The 17,304-nt window shown below is 58.3% G+C and carries 17 protein-coding genes and 1 tRNA gene; 17 read left to right on the forward strand and 1 reads right to left on the reverse strand.

Features of this window, described 5'->3' with window-relative positions:
• The first annotated feature begins 129 nt into the window (after positions 1 to 129).
• Entirely contained in the window at positions 130 to 801 is a 672-nt protein-coding gene (locus ACILSL_RS02470) for a hypothetical protein (RefSeq protein WP_395730413.1), read from the forward strand.
• A gap of 7 nt (positions 802 to 808) precedes the next feature.
• Here the strand turns inward: ACILSL_RS02470 and ACILSL_RS02475 are convergent, their stop codons facing one another.
• A complete protein-coding gene (locus tag ACILSL_RS02475) occupies positions 809 to 1,105 on the reverse strand; it encodes a hypothetical protein (RefSeq protein WP_395730414.1) in 297 nt (98 codons plus the stop codon).
• A 33-nt stretch (positions 1,106 to 1,138) separates the two neighbouring features.
• Here ACILSL_RS02475 and ACILSL_RS02480 point away from each other — a divergent pair, with 33 nt between their 5' ends.
• From ACILSL_RS02480 to ACILSL_RS02555, 16 genes are all read left to right on the forward strand, one after another.
• The gene (locus ACILSL_RS02480; RefSeq protein WP_395730415.1) at positions 1,139 to 2,077 is read left to right on the forward strand and encodes a type II CAAX prenyl endopeptidase Rce1 family protein; all 939 of its coding nucleotides are present in this window, start codon (positions 1,139 to 1,141) and stop codon (positions 2,075 to 2,077) included.
• A gap of 51 nt (positions 2,078 to 2,128) precedes the next feature.
• Positions 2,129 to 2,210 (forward strand) — tRNA-Leu (locus tag ACILSL_RS02485).
• 587 nt (positions 2,211 to 2,797) lie between these two features.
• Positions 2,798 to 3,325, forward strand: a complete 528-nt coding sequence (locus ACILSL_RS02490; protein WP_395730416.1) for a hypothetical protein — start codon at positions 2,798 to 2,800, stop codon at positions 3,323 to 3,325.
• Positions 3,322 to 4,134, forward strand: coding sequence for a RecB family exonuclease (locus tag ACILSL_RS02495; protein WP_395730417.1), 813 nt, complete (start codon positions 3,322 to 3,324; stop codon positions 4,132 to 4,134). The genes ACILSL_RS02490 and ACILSL_RS02495 overlap by 4 nt, the downstream gene beginning before the upstream one ends.
• A gap of 62 nt (positions 4,135 to 4,196) precedes the next feature.
• The gene (locus ACILSL_RS02500) at positions 4,197 to 4,580 is read left to right on the forward strand and encodes a hypothetical protein (RefSeq protein WP_395730418.1); all 384 of its coding nucleotides are present in this window, start codon (positions 4,197 to 4,199) and stop codon (positions 4,578 to 4,580) included.
• Entirely contained in the window at positions 4,519 to 4,968 is a 450-nt protein-coding gene (locus ACILSL_RS02505) for a hypothetical protein (protein WP_395730419.1), read from the forward strand. The genes ACILSL_RS02500 and ACILSL_RS02505 overlap by 62 nt, the downstream gene beginning before the upstream one ends.
• Before the next feature lie 90 nt (positions 4,969 to 5,058).
• On the forward strand, positions 5,059 to 6,120 hold the full coding sequence (locus tag ACILSL_RS02510) for a DNA ligase (RefSeq protein ID WP_395730420.1): 1,062 nt from the start codon (positions 5,059 to 5,061) through the stop codon (positions 6,118 to 6,120).
• An 83-nt stretch (positions 6,121 to 6,203) separates the two neighbouring features.
• A complete protein-coding gene (locus tag ACILSL_RS02515; RefSeq protein WP_395730421.1) occupies positions 6,204 to 7,640 on the forward strand; it encodes a DNA polymerase III subunit beta in 1,437 nt (478 codons plus the stop codon).
• A 63-nt stretch (positions 7,641 to 7,703) separates the two neighbouring features.
• Complete coding sequence (locus ACILSL_RS02520) at positions 7,704 to 7,898, forward strand: hypothetical protein (protein WP_395730422.1); 195 nt, start codon at positions 7,704 to 7,706, stop codon at positions 7,896 to 7,898.
• 29 nt (positions 7,899 to 7,927) lie between these two features.
• Entirely contained in the window at positions 7,928 to 8,704 is a 777-nt protein-coding gene (locus tag ACILSL_RS02525) for a DUF932 domain-containing protein (protein WP_395730423.1), read from the forward strand.
• A 248-nt stretch (positions 8,705 to 8,952) separates the two neighbouring features.
• Complete coding sequence (locus ACILSL_RS02530; RefSeq protein ID WP_395730424.1) at positions 8,953 to 9,510, forward strand: sigma-70 family RNA polymerase sigma factor; 558 nt, start codon at positions 8,953 to 8,955, stop codon at positions 9,508 to 9,510.
• A complete protein-coding gene (locus ACILSL_RS02535) occupies positions 9,507 to 11,156 on the forward strand; it encodes a LamG-like jellyroll fold domain-containing protein (RefSeq protein ID WP_395730425.1) in 1,650 nt (549 codons plus the stop codon). The genes ACILSL_RS02530 and ACILSL_RS02535 overlap by 4 nt, the downstream gene beginning before the upstream one ends.
• A gap of 67 nt (positions 11,157 to 11,223) precedes the next feature.
• Complete coding sequence (locus ACILSL_RS02540; RefSeq protein WP_395730426.1) at positions 11,224 to 12,840, forward strand: sulfatase; 1,617 nt, start codon at positions 11,224 to 11,226, stop codon at positions 12,838 to 12,840.
• Between the two features lie 44 nt (positions 12,841 to 12,884).
• Positions 12,885 to 14,258: a sulfatase-like hydrolase/transferase gene (locus ACILSL_RS02545; protein WP_395730427.1), complete on the forward strand. Its 1,374-nt coding sequence runs from the start codon at positions 12,885 to 12,887 to the stop codon at positions 14,256 to 14,258.
• A gap of 36 nt (positions 14,259 to 14,294) precedes the next feature.
• The gene (locus ACILSL_RS02550) at positions 14,295 to 16,394 is read left to right on the forward strand and encodes a beta-agarase (RefSeq protein ID WP_395730428.1); all 2,100 of its coding nucleotides are present in this window, start codon (positions 14,295 to 14,297) and stop codon (positions 16,392 to 16,394) included.
• On the forward strand, positions 16,391 to 17,269 hold the full coding sequence (locus ACILSL_RS02555) for a kappa-carrageenase (protein ID WP_395730429.1): 879 nt from the start codon (positions 16,391 to 16,393) through the stop codon (positions 17,267 to 17,269). Before ACILSL_RS02550 ends, ACILSL_RS02555 begins: the two co-directional genes overlap by 4 nt.
• Positions 17,270 to 17,304: the final 35 nt, after the last annotated feature.

The following is a 17,304-nucleotide window of genomic DNA, read 5'->3' on the forward strand; positions in this document are numbered from 1 at the left end:
ATGAGGGAGCTGGCGCGGCGGAAGTTGCCCTCAGGCCCGGTCTGGGACAAACTACGTGCGGACATGCGATACGCACCCCACCTCAAACGATGCCCTTTTTTCCCGGTTTGCGCCGGGATCTGGCTTGCCATGGTCGGGTGGAGTGTGGCCCAGACTGCGCCACCTGCAGACGGTATTCGCGATGAGACCCGGGCGCTCACCTCTGAAAGCCACCGGGTGCTCGCCGAGGAGTTCAAACAGTTTTCCCAAAATTTGAAATGCGATGCGTGGTTCCAAGCCACGAGTTTCATGCCTTCGGGGCTCACCGTCCGGCGACAGGCCCAGATCACGAGACGTGAATGGAGCGGGACGCGGTCTGCCGTGCTGATGGCCTACGACCGCGCCAGCAACAGCAATGCGATGTCTTTTTCTCCGGATTTCTGGGACCGCTACCCGGCAGCCGATCTCGTCGAGATCATCCAGGAGGCTCGCCGCATCCAGTCCGACACCAAGCTCACACTCGAAGAGAGGCTCATCCAGGCCACGCGCTACTGGATGGACCGGCTGCGCAGCATGGAGAGCGTGCGGCTGAAGCAGTCACTCTGGCTGCAACGAGGTGAAAAGCCTTTCGCGCTGGCGGTTCCCATCTTTCTGGCTGGTGGGGGCATCGTGCTGGCCTTGCTTGGGATTGTTTCACGGCGGCGCAGTGCACGCGCAAGCCGTCGTTTTCTTTTCCCCGAGGTGCAGGTGGGCATGCGTTTTGGCGCAGCCTACGGCGGAGGCGTGACTTCTGAGATCAAAACGAACGTCGCTGCCCATTGACGGGACGTCATTCGTCCTCTGACTGCGGCTCGTCTTCCTCAAGCTTGATCCCCATGTCCTCCAGCTTCTTGTCCAGATCGACGACATATTTCCACGGCAGCTTTTTACGCTGATACTTGCGGAAGAGCAGATCGCGCAGCTCCAGCCAGCGCTCCGGGGGTGGATTTTCCAAGGGCATCCATGCCTCGCCATCGGGATGGGCATAGCGAAACTGCCATTCGCGCGAGTTCCAATAGGCGCGGATGTATTGTTTGCGACCGTCTTCGAGACGTTCATGCCATTCGTGGATTTGGTTTTTGGTCATTGAGAGCGCGTAGGATGCGCTAGTATCGCTCCCATGCAAGCCGCCAGCCCCGGCAGTTCCCCTGCCCTGCCCAAACTCCTGCTCTATCTTCTCGCCGTCATGCTCGGCGGAGCGCTGCTGTCCGCGCCGCTGTTTCACCTTGGCAAAGCAGCCCACGGCTGGCTTTCCACTTCATCCCTGCATGACGCCGGGCTGGTGAAGTGGCTGCTCTCAGAAATCGAGCGGGCGCAGTTTACGCGCTACTTCAACCGTGCCGTGCTCGTCTGCGCTCTGGTCTTCATCTGGCCCTTCATGCGCTGGGTGCGGCTGGAGCGCGCCCTGCTGCCCGCCTGGCGTCCGTTCAGCACGGGGCTCAAACAGTGGGCCGTCGGTTTTGTTCTGGCCTCTGGCCTGCTGCTCGCGCTCGGGTTCATTTTTCTCAAGATCGGCGCCTATCAACTGCGCCCCGACCCACGCTGGTGGAAACTGGGGGAACCCATCACCGCCGCACTCGGTGCTGGCATCGTGGAGGAGTTTTTCTTCCGTGGTCTGCTGCTGGGCCTGCTGCTGCGCACCATGAAGGAGACGAAAGCCCTGCTCTCACTCACTTTCGTCTTTGCCCTGGTACATTTCCTCAAACCCCCGGAAGGCTGGCAGATCAGCGATGCCGCCGTCACCTGGAGCAGTGGATTCCTCGTACTCCGACAAATCGCCGCAGGCTTTGGCGATGTGCACTTTCTTCTCGCTGAATTTGCCACGCTCTTCGCCGTTGGCTGGGTGCTGGCCAAAGCGCGCATGCAAACGGGAGCATTGTGGGCCGGCATCGGCCTGCATGGTGGCTGGGTCTTTGGCCTGAAATACTTCAGCGCCCTGACCACCTATACCAGTGGCTGGCTGCCCTGGATCGGTGCCAACCTCAAAGTCGGGCTCATGCCGCTGTGCACCGTTCTGTTCACCGGCTGGATCGCCACCCGTCTGCTGCGCCAGCGATAATTCATTTGCAGCATGGGTGTCCGCACGGAATCATGCCCGATGCAACTCCATGCCGGAGTGGCGGAATTGGTAGACGCGCCAGACTTAGGATCTGGTTGGGAAACTAGTGCAGGTTCGAGTCCTGTCTCCGGCACTTGCGAAGGAGAAATGACGAATTTTAGGTGGGACGACGAAACGCCGAAAAAATGTACCTTGGCCACTTCTTGGCCACTTTTGCGGAGCAACATCCCCGGCCAGTTTCTTGTCTGGACACCCATGCAGACACCTCCACCCCTGGCCTGCCCGCAAGGTGAACTGCAATTTGTTCCTCTTTCGCGTTATAAGAACTTGAGAGGTCGGGCTTTACCCCGGCCACTTTCATCCACCCCCATGCCCCGGCGAACCCATTATTCGCCCTGCATCAACCGGGTCATTGTCTGCGCGTTGTATCATGAAGGCCGGCGCCTACGCCGTCCCATGACGCGACTGGTCAACGATCTGCTCACATCTTCCCTGCAACACACGCAGGGATGGAGCATCGCTGCCACGCAGATGAGCGTCCCGGCTCAGGGCCGCATTCAGGAGGCTGGCACCACTTGCTAGCCGCACCACGTCGTCACTGTATCCCACTTCACCCACCCGGTTCTCTCGCGAGAGGGACCGGGTGTTTTGTTGTCGGGCCATGTGGCGGCTTCTTCATCCACCCAAGCACACCCACCCCACATCAGGAGACACACCACCATGGCCATCAAACTCAGCGCCAATTACAGCAAAAAACTCGGACTGCCCCAATACAGCAGCCACAGCTTCAGCGCCTCCGTTGAAGTCGAACTCAGCGACATCACCCAGGTCGAAGCCGAAGTGCAGAAGCTTTACCAGCTCTTGCAGCAGTCCGTCGATCAGGAAATCCAGCAGCCAGGCTTTGTCCCGGCAGCCAGCACCAACGGCAACAGCCGCCCTGCGCCCCAGCAAAAGGAACGTGCTCAGCCCGTCAATGGCAGTGGCCGCGTAACTGCACAACCCAGCGCCGACCGCTGGAACTGCACCGACGGGCAGCGCGGGTTCATCCTGCGCATCGTCAACGAAAACCCCGGCATCACCAAGCAGGTGGCGGAGGATCTGTCCCAGCAGCTCTTCGGCATCGGCGTCAAGCAGCTCAACAAGATGCAGGCCTCCCAGTTGATCGAGGATCTGCTCGTCATGGCGGGGAAGCCCGCTCCCCGCCAGACCCGCTGGCAGCAGCAACCCACCAACGCCCAAGCCGCATGAACACGCCCGCTGCCTCACCACCAGAGCGCAGCGAGCAGGACGTCCTCACCGCATTGCAGGCAACCGTGTCAGCCTCCCGGCTGTCGCTGTTCCTGCAATGCCGGCTGAAGTTCTACTTCCGCTACGTGCTCAAGCTCAAGAAGCCCAAAACAGCCTCTCTCCATCTCGGCAATGCGGTTCACGCCGTATTGAAGGCCTGGAACAAGGCGCGCTGGGTGCAGCAGCCGCTTTCGCTCAAGGTGGTCCATGAGACCTACCAGACAGCCTGGGCGGACGATACCGAGGGATCGGTGAAATGGGAACCCGGGGAGGAAGAGGCCGACAAAACCACCGGTTGGCGTCTGCTAGATACCTACCTGCGTGAAAGCCACCTCCCTGCCGCCATCAAACCTGACGCCGTGGAAGTCCCGGTAGAGGCCGATTTGCAGCAGCATGGGCTGCCCCGTCTCATCGGCATCCTCGATCTGGTGCAGCAACGCCAGATTATCGACTACAAGACCAGCGCCACCACTCCCAACGCCGACAAGGTCGCCCACACCACTGAGATCCAAACCAGCAGCTACGCCATCCTGTACCGGCACAACACCGGCTCGCAGGAAGCCGGCATGCAGTTGCATCACCTGGTCAAACTCAAGAACCCCAAGGTGGTCATCACCACACTGCCAGCCATGAGCCCACCGCAACAGACCCGGCTGTTCCGGCAAATGGAGGCCTACCTCGAAGGATTGCAGCGTCGCGACTTCATCCCTTCACCTGGGATGCACTGCTCAAGTTGCGAGTTCTTCAACGAATGCCGCCGCTGGCATTAAACCCCGCTGCAGGCCGGTGCTCAACACGAGCACTGGTCTGCGGCTCATCCCCCACACCCACAATGAAACATCTCATCCTCATCACTGGCCTGCTGATGCTGTTCGCCCCGAACATGCACGCTGGCTGGTTCTTCGACGATCCGCCGCCCCCACTGCCGGACCTCGGTCCGGAATATCGGGCCAAGATCTCCAAACTCGAAGAACAAATGTCGGAACAGCAGGCAAACGCCGACCGCTGGAAGATTGCCACAGGCAGTCTCGCGTGCGGAGCCCTGTTGTTGTTTGTCATCGGAACGGCCCTCGGGGCCAAAACCCGCCAGTACTATGATGGAACAACAAGACTGGGACGAACAGTCCCCACCGCTGCCCCGGCAGCTCCCAACGGTGCCCGCCACCACGTGGGCGAAACAGGTCAGTCAGATCGTCGTCAAACGATGGCAGCCTGAGCCGCTCAGCGAACCGGTGGTCGATCAGGACTTGCCTCAGCTCAGTGCCATTGAGCGTTCGGCAGAAGTCGTCTGCTTCACCTGCCGCCGGTTTGAATATTGGATCTCACCGCGGGGCATCCTGCGCGAATGGTTCAAATTCAACCTGCGTCTCGCCCTTGGACTTGCGGTGCCCGCCTTGCTGGTGGCACCGCTGGTCACGCTGGCATTGAAGCAGTTCAATGTCTGGATCGATCTCATTACGCGGACCACCTCCAACATGGTGCTCGTCCCGCTTTCAGCGCTGCTGGTCATCGGCCTCATTTGCGGGCTGATTTCCATCGGGAAATCGATCCTCACGATGCGCTTGCGCCAGCAGCACCAGCGCCGGGATCCCTACAACTACTGACGCGGAACCCACTTCTCAACACCTCAACCCCAGAGCCGGATGATCGCAGGATCGTCCGGCTTTTTTCATTTCAAGAAAGGAACACAACTCATGGAAAGCATCTCCCTGTACTATCGCGAAGGTCCCTCCGATAAAGTGTACCAAGCCAGCATCTGCCCCAAGGACGACGGCTATCACGTACACTTCGCTTATGGCCGTCGCGGCACCACACTCAGTACCGGCAGCAAAACACAAACGCCGGTCGCTTACCCGATTGCCAAGGGAATCTACGACAAATTGATCCAGGAAAAAATGGCGAAGGGCTACAAACCCGGCGCCGACGGCGTCGTCACTGCGCCTCCGGAGTCTCAAAACCAGCACACCGGCATTCACTGCCAGCTCCTCAATCCTCTGCATGAGCAGCAGCTCGCCGAGGTGCTGCTCAATCCGGACTACTGGATGCAGGAGAAGATCGATGGCCGTCGGCTGCTGATCAAAAAGGATGGCAACCAGATCTCCGGCATCAATCGCCTGGGATTTCCCACGGCCATCCCTGAATCCATCGCCCGCGAAGCCGCCCAATACCCTCGCGACTTCCTCCTCGATGGTGAAACCGTGGGAGAAACCTTCCATGCCTTCGACTTGCTCACCATCGGCCCCGAGGACATGCGTTCTTTGGGCTTCGCGGTGCGCTATTTGCGGATGCGCGACATGCTCAACGCCTTCGACCATCCGCACATCCGTTTGGTCGAGGTCATCTTCCCATTTGAAACGGCTGGCCAGCTCCAGCGGTTCAAGCAGGAAGGAAAGGAAGGCGTGGTGTTCAAACACAAGGACGCGCCGTACACTGCCGGCCGCCCCAACAGTGGTGGCAGCCAGTTCAAGTACAAGTTCCACGAGACAGCATCGTTCATCGTCACCAAGGTGAACGACAAGCGCAGCGTTTCATTGATCCTGTTCGAGGGCGACAAAGTACGCCCCGCTGGCAACGTCACCATTCCACCCAACCACGATGTTCCTGTACCGGGAACAGTGGTGGAGTGCCGCTATCTGTACGCATTCAAAGACTCCGGCAGCATCTACCAGCCGGTTTACCTGGGTGCTCGTGCGGACATTCGCGCCGCCGAATGCACCACCGCCCCGCTAAAGTACAAACCTGAAGCTGAGGAATAGTACAACACGACAACCCACGCTCAAGCCTAGGTGCCATCAACGGCGCCTGGACTTGTTTGCGTACAATCCCAAAGCCTACACTCATGAATCCCATCTCACTACCCATTGCGGAATTGAAACCCGCCCTTGTAGGACTCGGCAAAGTGATCAATCCACGATCCACGTTGCCCATCCTGCAGTACGTTAAAGTCGAGCGTACGGCCGATGGTTGGATTGCTCTCACGAGCACCGATCTCGACCGCTTCGTCACTGTGCGTCTCGAACATCCCGCCACAGGACCTGCCATGACGGTGTTTATTCCTCATGACCAGCTCGTTCAACTCACCAAGAACTGTAATCGCAATGAGAGCCTGCTCATTGATACCACACCGGGGGGACCCGTCATCAAATTCGCCCTGGCTGATAATCTCGGCGAATCCAAAGTGAAACTCATCCCACTTGCGGAGTTTCCGTTGACACCGCGCCTTCCTGGCGAGGCCATCCCGCTGCCGCCCGAACTGCGCCGCTCCATCCACGAAGCGATGGAATGCGCCAGCATCGACAGCACGCGGTATGTTCTCAATGGTGCCTTCATCGACGCCAGCAACCCGAAGGCCAACTACATCGTCGGCACCGATGGCAAGCATCTGTACAGCGCAAACTCCTTTGCGCTGCCTTTGAAGCACTCCGTCATCATTCCAAACAATAAATTCCTCGGCTGGAAGGAATTCAACAACGACGGCGAATGGCAGCTCAAGGCGGACGACAAGACAGTCCAGCTCAGCAGCCGACGCTGGAGGTTCATCAGCAAGCAGATCGAAGGGAACTATCCCAACTGGCGGCAAACCATCCCTAACCCAGACGACGCCAAGACACACTTCACGCTCGACCCGGCAAAACTGGAAGCGCTCTCCAAGCTCATCCAGCGCATGCCTTGTCACGATCCAGAGAAGTACCAGAGCATCGGTGTGGAATGCAAAGAGGGGCAATTGCTGCTCCTCGGCAAAGACAACTGCAACGAGCCTTACACGCGAGTCCCTGTGCCCGATGCCAAAGCTCAGGGTCCAGAAGCATTGATCTTCCTGAGTCGACGCTTCTTCATCAAGGCCCTCGATTACGGTCTCAACACCATCAGTATCATTGATCAAATCGCCCCGCTGCGTTTCCACAACAAAGGCAGGCAGATGATCGTGATGCCACTGCGACCTGATGGAGCCAGCACCCCGCCCCCAGCAAACCCACAACCCGCTCCGGTGAGCATGCCTCCATCTCGGCCTGTTCTTCCGCCAGCACCACCACCATCCCCACCCATGATCACGAACCCCACTTCCGAAGGAAATGCGACCAACGAACCCAAAAACGCCGTGGAAGAAGCCATCGATTTGACCTTGCTCATCCGAGACAAGTTCAACGATGGATTCAACCTGCTGCGTGATCTGTCCGTGAAACTCAAAACCATCAACCGGGACCAGAAGGCCAGTGCCCGCGAAATGCAGTCTGTCCGTTCCACGCTCAGGTCCATCCAAGGTCTGAAGATCTGACCCTACGCCAAACCCAAAAGAGCCAGACGCGCCCTCATCGGTGTGTCTGGCTCTTGTCATTTCATGAAACGCATTTCGTCCATTGTCTTCGACAAACACGAGCGACTCAAACGAGCCACGATCATCACCCCGCTCGGCACCATCAAGGTCGAGTGGCGGGAAGTGGCGGGTGATCGCTACTGGACCAGCTCAGGCGAGCTTGCGGCCCGGTTACTCGCAGTTCCTGTCATCAAAAGAATCGAGCGTCTTTTTTCCTGACGTTTTCAACCCCAAACCATAACACCATCATGATTGCAAATCTTGAACCTCAAGCCGTTATCACCTCTCGCAGAGCCCCTAACCTAATCCTCCATTGCGGTGCTCAAAACGTTGCCCTTGATGAAGTCAGCAAAGTCAGGACACCACGCTCCACCGAAAGCTGGTGTCCCATTTCCCATCATCAGCTCATCACCACCGTCCAGCGCACACTGGCCACCACCAATCTGCGCATCGGTACGCAAGCCCACTCGCTGTCCCACGAGGGCCAGCGCTACTTCGGTCTTATGGAAGTTCATGCCCAGAAATCCAGCGACGACTACTGCTGGGTGCTCGGACTGCGCAACAGCCACGACAAAACGTTTCCCGCAGGCATCGTCGCCGGGGCCGCAGTTCTGGTTTGCGATAATTTGAGCTTCAGTGGCGAGATCAAATTCGCCCGCAAACACACCCGCTTCATCGTGCGCGACCTGCCTCAATTGGTCAGCCGGTCCATCGGAATTCTGCTCGCCAAATGGCATGATCAGGACAAACGTATCGCTGCCTATAAAGAAGCCGAGATCACCGACATCGAAGCCCATGACCTCGTCATCCGCGCCACAGATGTCGGCGTCTGCAGCAACCGTCTCATCCCACCTGTGCTTCACGAGTGGCGCGAGCCAAGGCATGATGCCTTTGAAGGACGAAATGTGTGGAGTTTGTTCAACGCGTTCACCGAATCGTTGAAGGAAGGCAATCTGGTGGAGTTGCCGAAACGCACGGAGGCTCTGCATGGCCTGCTTGATACCCATGTCGGATTGTCGGTATGAAGAAAATAAAGCTCGATGGTGGCGGCAAGCCATCATCGAGTTCTTTTTTAGCTATTGCTGATTCAGCTTCAAAGTGATCCCGGTCGCTTGCCTGTTATTTCCACGCCGGAATTTAGCATGGCGCACTGAAGTCTCATGCTCATTTACGGCAATACCAACGCTCCTCCTGCTGAGAGACTGGCTTCAAAGCCGCCTCAATTCGATCATTTCGGGTGTGAGGTTTCGGCAATGGTGGCAGTATTCGTTCGATGCCACCGGACTCGGACAACTCTGACCACTACGAAACCTTTGTCGCGCTATTCGCACGCCACGAGGGGGATCTGCGTGCTTTTACGAGGTCGCTGCTGCCTTCGTGGGAGGATGTGGATGAGGTCATGCAACGGACGGCGCTGGCGCTGTGGCGGAAGTTTGCGCAGTTTGATCTGAATACGGTTTTTATGAAGTGGGCCTGCGTCGTGGCGCGCTTTGAGGTGCTGGCGTATCGACGGAAAATGGCGCGGGACCGGCTGGTCTTTAGCGAGAGCATCATGGAACTGCTGGCAGATGAGGCGCAGGCTGAGGCGGAGGTCTCGCAAGCGGCCGCGCTGGGCAGCCGGGAGCAGCGGGCGCTGGATGCTTGTCTGGAAAAACTGCCGGAGGCGAAGCGTGAGCTCGTCATGCTCGCCTATACGCCGGGGGTGCAGATCACTGACATCGCGGCAAAGCAAGGCCGCCGGCCCAACACCCTCTACATGACGCTGAACCGCATCCGCCAGGATCTGATGCATTGCATGGAGGCCTCTCTTAAACAGGAGGAACACGCATGAACTTCGAGAGCGAACAAGAGCAGCAATGGATTGAGGCTTATGTGAACGGGACTCTCGATGCCGATGCTTTCGGGGCATTCGAGGAGCATCTGCGGACGAATTCTGGAGCACGTGAGAGACTGAGGCGCTACCTGCGGCTGGATGCGCAATTGCGTGCAAAGGCTGCGGACGTGTCGCCTCTTATTGAGGCCTGGCGGCCGAACCAACTGGAGGCAAAACCTGCAACTCGGTGGCGTTCGACATGGCTGCCGGTGGCGCTGGCGGCATCCATCGCCGTGCTGGCCACGCTTTGGCTTTGGCCGCAAAAGATACCCATTTCGGGTATGGCGAAGTCTGAGAGCGAAGAGACCACCATGCAGGGTTATGCCGTGGTTCGTCGTGTGCTGCAACCCGAGTGGGCTGAAGGCGAGACAGCTAGGCGATCTGGAGATCTGCTTGCTGAAGGAAAGCTGAGACTGCAGTCTGGCCTGATACAGATTGATTTTTTCTGCGGAGCCACCGTGGTCGTGCAAGGGCCGGCGGAACTGGACATAACCTCCGCCTGGGGGGCCACCTGCGTCAGCGGTCATCTCCGTGCCGTGGTGCCGCCGGCAGCGCGTGGGTTTCGCATTCTCACTGCGCAGGGGGAAGTGGAGGACCTGGGCACTGAGTTCGCTCTTTCCGTGCAGCCGGGAGCTTCTCAAGTTCAAGTTTTGGAGGGGAAGGTCATTGTTCATCCTAGCAAGGGTGCAGCGCGTGAAGTGCTGGGTGGCGATGCGCTGCAACTCAAGCCCGATGGGCTGAAAGCAACTCTCAGCGATCAGGCTCCGGCCTCTGCTGGACTCAGCGAGATCCGCTCCGGCGATGCCGAACGCGAGCGCCGCGAGTTTGCGCAATGGGAAGAGCATTCTCGAAAGCTTCGCCGCGATCCCCGCCTCATCGCCTACTATCCGATGGCCGCTGAGGACTGGACGGATACGGCGTTGCATGATCGCTCACTGCATGCGGATGGCAGCAAGCCTTGCGATGCGATCCTGCTTGGTTTTGCCAATCGTCTTCCCGGACGGTTCGATGCAAAAAAAAGCGCCTTGGATGTTAAGCGACCTGATGCCCGTGCCCGCGTCCAAATACCCGGCGAGTTCAGCGCATTCACCTTCGCCACCTGGGTGCGGATCGACAGTCTCAGCCGTCTCTACAACGCGCTGTTTATGGGTGACAACTACAACACGGGCGAGCCGCACTGGCAGATCCGGGAGGATGGGAAGCTCATGCTCTCCGTGATGGTGGATGACACGAAGGAACCGATGAAACCAGGCGACCGCGGGCTGCATCGCCTTTATTACTCGCCGCCGTTTTGGCAGGACTCCATGAGCGGCAAATGGCTGCATCTTGCATCCACGTACGATCCTGGACGGCGAGAGGTGGCCCACTTTCTAAATGGCGTGGAACTCAGTCGGGAGCAAATTCCAGACAAGTTTCACATCGCCACGCTGCGCATTGGTGCTGCCGAGATCGGGAGCTGGGGCCTGCCCTTCAAGGCCAATGACGCGCAGTTCGCCGTGCGTAATTTGAATGGTCGCATGGATGAGCTGGCCATCTTCAACGCCGCACTCACCGCCACGGAAATCAAGGCGCTGCACGCAGCAGGCACACCGACGGAAGAGTGAAGGTTAATTTTTATGAAAGAGGACGTGAGGTTTTTGAAGTCTCGGCAGTGATAGGGGGATGACTCCCATGTTTGCCCGCGTTCTGCGGTTCCATCTCACCTTCCTCTGTGTCTGCGCGACTCTGCATGAGACGCATGCCGCCGACAAGCCCGCCTCGGCCAAGGCAGCCCGGAATAAGCCCAACGTGCTCTTCATCGCCATTGATGATCTTCGGCCTGAGCTGGGCTGCTATGGCAACCAAGAAGTTAAAACGCCTCATCTCGATCAACTTGCGAGCACGGGACTGCGCTTTGAACGCGCCTACACCCAGTATGCCATCTGCGGCCCATCGCGGGCGTGCATGCTCACCGGACTGAGGCCGGACACGCTCAAGATTGAGGAGATCGACACCTTTTTCCGCAACACAGTGCCGGATGTCGTGACGCTGCCGCAGCATTTCAAAGCGAATGGCTACACGTCGCTGTATGTGGGCAAGGTTTTCCATGCCGGACAAACCGACGACGCCATTTCATGGAGTCACAAGGTCAATGAGCTGCCCAAGGGCCAGGAGTACAAGCTGCCGGAGAGCATCGCCACCGCCAAAAAGCGGCGGGAGGAATCCGAGGCCAAGTATGGCAGGAGCGAACAACTCCAAGGCATGGGAGCGGACCCAGCCTGGGAAAGTGCCGACTCTGGCGACAGCGAGTACCCGGATGGCCGGACTGCTGATGCTGCCATCGCGACCTTGCGCGAATTGAAGGGGAAACCATTCTTTCTCGGCGTGGGCTTCGTGAAGCCGCATCTGCCCTTCGTCGCACCGAAGAAATACTTCGATCTCTACGATCCGGCGAAGCTGACGCTGACCGACACACCGAATCCGCCGCAGGATGCGCCGAGCATCGCGAGGCACAGCTCCTTTGAACTGCGCACCCGCACGCTGGTGCCGACGAGTGGTCCGATTGATGAACGCAGCAGCCGCGAACTGCTGCGCGCCTACTATGCCTGTGCCAGCTTCGTGGACGCACAGATCGGCCGCGTGCTCGCGGAGCTGGATGCACTCGGTCTGCGCGAGAACACCATCGTCGTCGTCTGGGGTGACCATGGCTGGCATCTCGGAGAGTATGGCATCTGGGGAAAAGCCACCAACTATGAAGTCGCCACGCGCGCACCACTCATCGTGAGCGCACCAACCATGGCCGCCAAAGGGAAGGGAACGCGGGCACTTGTTGAGTTCGTCGATGTGTATCCCACGCTCTGCGAACTGGTCCACCTGCCAGTGCCCCACGCTCTCGAAGGCAAAAGCTTCGTGCCATTGCTCAAGGACCCCGAGCAAAAATGGAAAGGTGCCGCCTTGAGCCAGTTCCCGTCACCTGCCTTGCGTGAGTGGGCTGCACGCCCGCTTTCGACGGCCATGCGCGGCACCTACTTCGGCCCCGTGATTGAAGCGGTGGAAGCCAGGCTCAAACTGGAGCACGGTGCGCGTTACGATGCGGAGCTCTTCAACAACCATCTCATGGGCTACAGCATCCGCACGGATCGCTACCGCTACACTGCCTGGCTGGACCGCCGGGCGCTGGATGAAACGCCGTTCGCCGAAGAACTCTACGATCACGACAACGATCCGCACGAAGCTGTGAACGTTGCGAAAGCCAATCCTGAAGTCACCAAAGCGCACCTGGAGCAACTGCGGGCGCAGTTGAAATAGCCCAGAATACTGACCCACAACACTTTCCAACAGTACACCTTAACATGAAACCTCAAAGATTATCCCTTTTCCTTCTCATCTGTCTCAGCGCCTCAGCGAGCCTGCGTGAGACTCAAGCCGCCGACAAACCCAACATCCTTCTCATCGTCTCGGACGATCACGGCTATGGGGATGTGGGTTTCCAAGGCTGCAAAGACATCCCCACGCCGCATCTCGACCGACTGGCTGCCGAGGGCATGCACTGCACCAGCGGATATGTCTCGCATCCCTTTTGCAGTCCAACGCGGGCGGGGTTGATGACGGGGCGCTATCAGCATCGCTTCGGGCATCAACTCAATCCGTATTACAATCCAGCCGATCACAAAGAGGGTCTGCCGCTGAGTGAAAAGTTGTTGCCAGAGTATCTCGGCAAGGCTGGCTACAAGACAGGCTGGATCGGCAAATGGCACCTCGGTGCAGCACCTGAGTTTCGGCCGGAGAATCGTGGCTTCGGGGAGACCTTTGGCTTCATCGGTGGAGGCCACAAATTCCTTAACTGGAAGGTGGACATCAAAAACGAATACACCGTGCCCATCGAACGCAACGGCAAGCCAGTGGAGATCAAGGAGCATCTCACCACCTCGCTGGGTAACGAAGCTGCGGATTTCATCAAGCGGCACAAGAGCGAGCCATGGTTCCTTTACCTCGCCTTCAACGCGCCGCACATGCCGAACGAGCCGACCGCAGAGCGCCTCGCTCAATTTGCCGCCATCGCCGATCCATTGCGGCGCAAGTATGCTGCCCAGGTCAGCCTGATGGACGATGCCATCGGTGCTGCGTTGGATTCGATGCGTGCTTCGGGACAAGATCAAAACACGCTGGTCTTTTTCTTCAGCGACAATGGTGGCCCAATTGGCAGCAAAGGAAATGGCTCAAACAACGCTCCCCTTCACGGCGGCAAAGGGGATGTCTATGAGGGCGGGATGCGCGTGCCTTTCGTGGTGAAGTGGTCCGCCAAGCTGCCAGCCGGTGCGAACTACGATCTGCCGGTCAGTTCGCTGGATGTCTTCGCCACATCGCTGGCCGTGGCAGGCGTCACCATGCCGACCGACAAGATCTACGACAGCATGAATCTCATTCCCTACCTCAGCGGCGAGAAGAAAGAGGCGGCTCATGCACAACTCTTCTGGCGCACCGGCCCCAGCATGGCCATGCGGGAGGGAGACGCCAAACTGGTGAAACTCGGCGGCAACCAGTTGTCGCTTTACGATCTGAAAACTGACGTCGGTGAAAAGACCAACCTGCAAGGCGACAAACCGGATACGGTGAAAGCCATGAGCGAAAGCATCAAAGGCTGGGATGCGCAGATGGTCCCACCCGCGTTCCCCGGTGCCACGGCTTATGAGAAGCCAGGCAAGGGCAAGCCGAAGGCCGACTAGCCACAGGTAAAGACCGCCCTTCATTCATCACATCCCATGCGAATCCTCTCCCTCCTTCTCCTTGCCTCGCTGTCCACAGCTCACGCTGCTGACCGCGTCCTCCTCGATTTCTCTCAAGAGGCCACGCTCAAGCAAGTCCAGCCGAGAGCCGTTCAGATGTCGCTCGTTAACGGCCACAAAGGACCTGCCCTGAAGGTCGTCGCCAGAACCGGCCTTGACTGGCCTGGAGTGACCTTTCCGATGACGGATGGACTTGATGTCTCGCAATATGGCGACCTTGTGTTCACGCTGAAGAATCCGCAGACGGACTCCATGCAGCTCCAGTGCCGCATTGACAGCCGGCCCAAGGACATGCCGGGTGCCAAAGAACTCGACCGCACCACCGGCATTTATTTGAAGGCAGGCGAGACCAAGGAGGTCCGCATTCCGTTGCTGCCGTTTGTGGAGTATCACGGCATCAAGAAGGAAGACTTGATCGGCATGAGAGGCATCCCGTTTTTCCAAGAAAAGACGTTTCATTTGGAGCACGTCTCCAAAATCACCTTCTTCCTCTTCAAACTCGAAAAACCGCTCACCTTCGAGGTCGGCAGTTTGCGACTTGAAGGCACGCCCAACAAACTGGAGCCAGCACCCGAGAAACCGTTTCCATTGATCGACCGGTTCGGGCAGTTCATCCATCGGGATTGGCCGGGCAAAACTCACTCCGTCGCAGAGATGCTCTCCCGTAGAGACGAAGAGTCCATGCATCTCGCCTCCACCCAAGCACCGGCGTCATGGGATCGCTTCGGTGGATGGAAAGACGGTCCACAGCTCGAAGCCACGGGTTTTTTTCGCACTGCGAAGCACGAAGGCAAATGGCAGCTCGTTGATCCTGACGGCCACCTTTTCTTTTCACTCGGCATCGACGGCGTGGGCATCGGCGACGCCACCATCATCGACGAGCGAAAGCATTGGTTCGAGGGGCTGCCACCAGACGACGAAGCCAACAAAGCCTTTTATCTGAGCTGGATGGGCAACATGGCGGGCTATTACTACTTCGGGAAGAATGCCCGAGGCTTCAATTTCTCGAAGCATAACCTGATGCTGAAATATGGCGGCGACTGGCAACAGTCCTTCTACCAGATCACAACGGAGCGTCTTCCCGCCTGGGGTATCAACACTCTCGGCAACCATTCGGACCACATGCTGTGGACCAGGAAAAAGACACCCTACACCGTCATCTTTAACGCAGACGGTCCGCCTATCGAAGGCACCAGGGGCTACTGGGGCAAGTTCGTTGATCCCTTTCAGCCCGACTTCATGGCCCAGATGCGCCAGCGCATGAAATGGAAGCAACACCTCGCCAGCATCAACGACCCCTGGTGCATCGGCTACTTCGTGGACAATGAACTCAGTTGGGGAGACACCACAGCCCTCGCTCTCGGTGCCCTGGCGTCACCTCCCGAACAGAAAGCCAAGCAAGTTTTCATCGCCGACCTGAAGGCCAAATTCGACACCATTACGGCGCTGAACGAGGTTTGGAAAACCGCGCACGCCTCTTGGGATGCCATGCTGACCTCAACCACCTCACCCGCGATCCCAGATGCCAAAGCCGACCTCGAAGCCTTCTCCGAAAAAGTCGCCGACACCTACTTCATCAAGGTCCGCAAAGCCTTGAAGGAGTATGCGCCAAACCACCTCTACCTCGGCTGTCGGCTCATGGGCGGCACCGTCAATCCCATCGCCGCCATGGCCAGCACCCGGCATTGCGATGTCGTCAGCTTCAACATCTACGAGCAGCAACTTGCGGATCATTTCCCCGAACTTCAAAAGGCCGGCGACAAGCCCTATCTCGTCGGTGAGTTTCACTACGGCGCGCTTGATCGCGGCCTATTCCATACCGGCCTCGTTCCCGTGAAGAATCAGGCCGACCGCGCTGAGCACTTCACGCGCTTTGTCACTGATTGCTTGAAGCATCCCAACATCGTCGGCTGTCATTGGTTTCAATTCAGTGACTCCCCAACGACGGGCCGGCTCTGGGATGGTGAAAACTACCAAATCGGCTTCACCGATGTGTGCGACACGCCGTATGCTGAACTCATCACCGCCAGCCGTGCGATGGGTGAATCACTCTACCAACCACGAACCAAACAATGATCGCGAAGCTCCTGCCCCTCATCGTCTCTCTAACGTTCGTCGCGTCGGCGCACGCTCAGACACCTCCCGTCGGCCCCCTTGGGCAAACCGGCCAGTGGGAGCCCAGACCTGCTTTTTCCGATGAGTTCGATGGAGCAGAGGCCGATGCCCGAAAGTGGACTACAAAAGTCGCAAGCTGGGGACCTTGGACTTGGGAAGAGAAGAACGCAGTGCAAAAAGACGGGAAGCTGATCCTGAGCATGACCTACGATCCTCATGCGAGGAAGCAAGGACAGCCACTATTTTACAAATCAGGCATCCTCCGCTCGAAACTGAAGCGAACCTACGGCTACTACGAGGCGAGAATCAAAGGGTGCAGTCTCTTCCCTGGAGCTTGCCCGGCGTTCTGGATGTTCAGCGACGGCAAGGCCACAACTGGCGAGGTGCGCTACTGTGAGATCGATTTCGTCGAACTGCAAATGAACGAACTCAATCGCGAGACCAACGTACGCGATTCCGTCCATCAGATCGACATGAACCTCCATCTGCGACTCGCCGACAAAGACGGCAACGTGAAATGGGTTCGTCCCGGGACAGACCCCGCGCTCTGCAAGAGCGCCTGGACAGCCCCGTGGGACCCGCGCGAGGACTTCCACGTCTATGGTTGCGATGTCACCCCAGAGACCATCGTTTGGTATATCGACGGCAAAGAAGTCGCGAGGAAACCGAACAAGTATTGGCACCTGCCTATGAATGTCACTCTTTCGCTCGGCCTGCGCCATCCGCACATTGGCTGGGTGGGCCAGGACATGAAACCCCAGCCAAAAGCCGCAACGCCTCAGGGCTTTCCTACCTCGATGGAGGTGGACTACGTCCGCGTGTGGGAGCGGAAGTGAGCGTGGCGACGAAACAATAAAAGTTTGGCAGTCAC

Origin of the sequence: Prosthecobacter sp. (assembly GCF_044222345.1) — a bacterium.
In the GTDB taxonomy this organism is placed as follows: Bacteria; Verrucomicrobiota; Verrucomicrobiia; order Verrucomicrobiales; family Verrucomicrobiaceae; genus Prosthecobacter.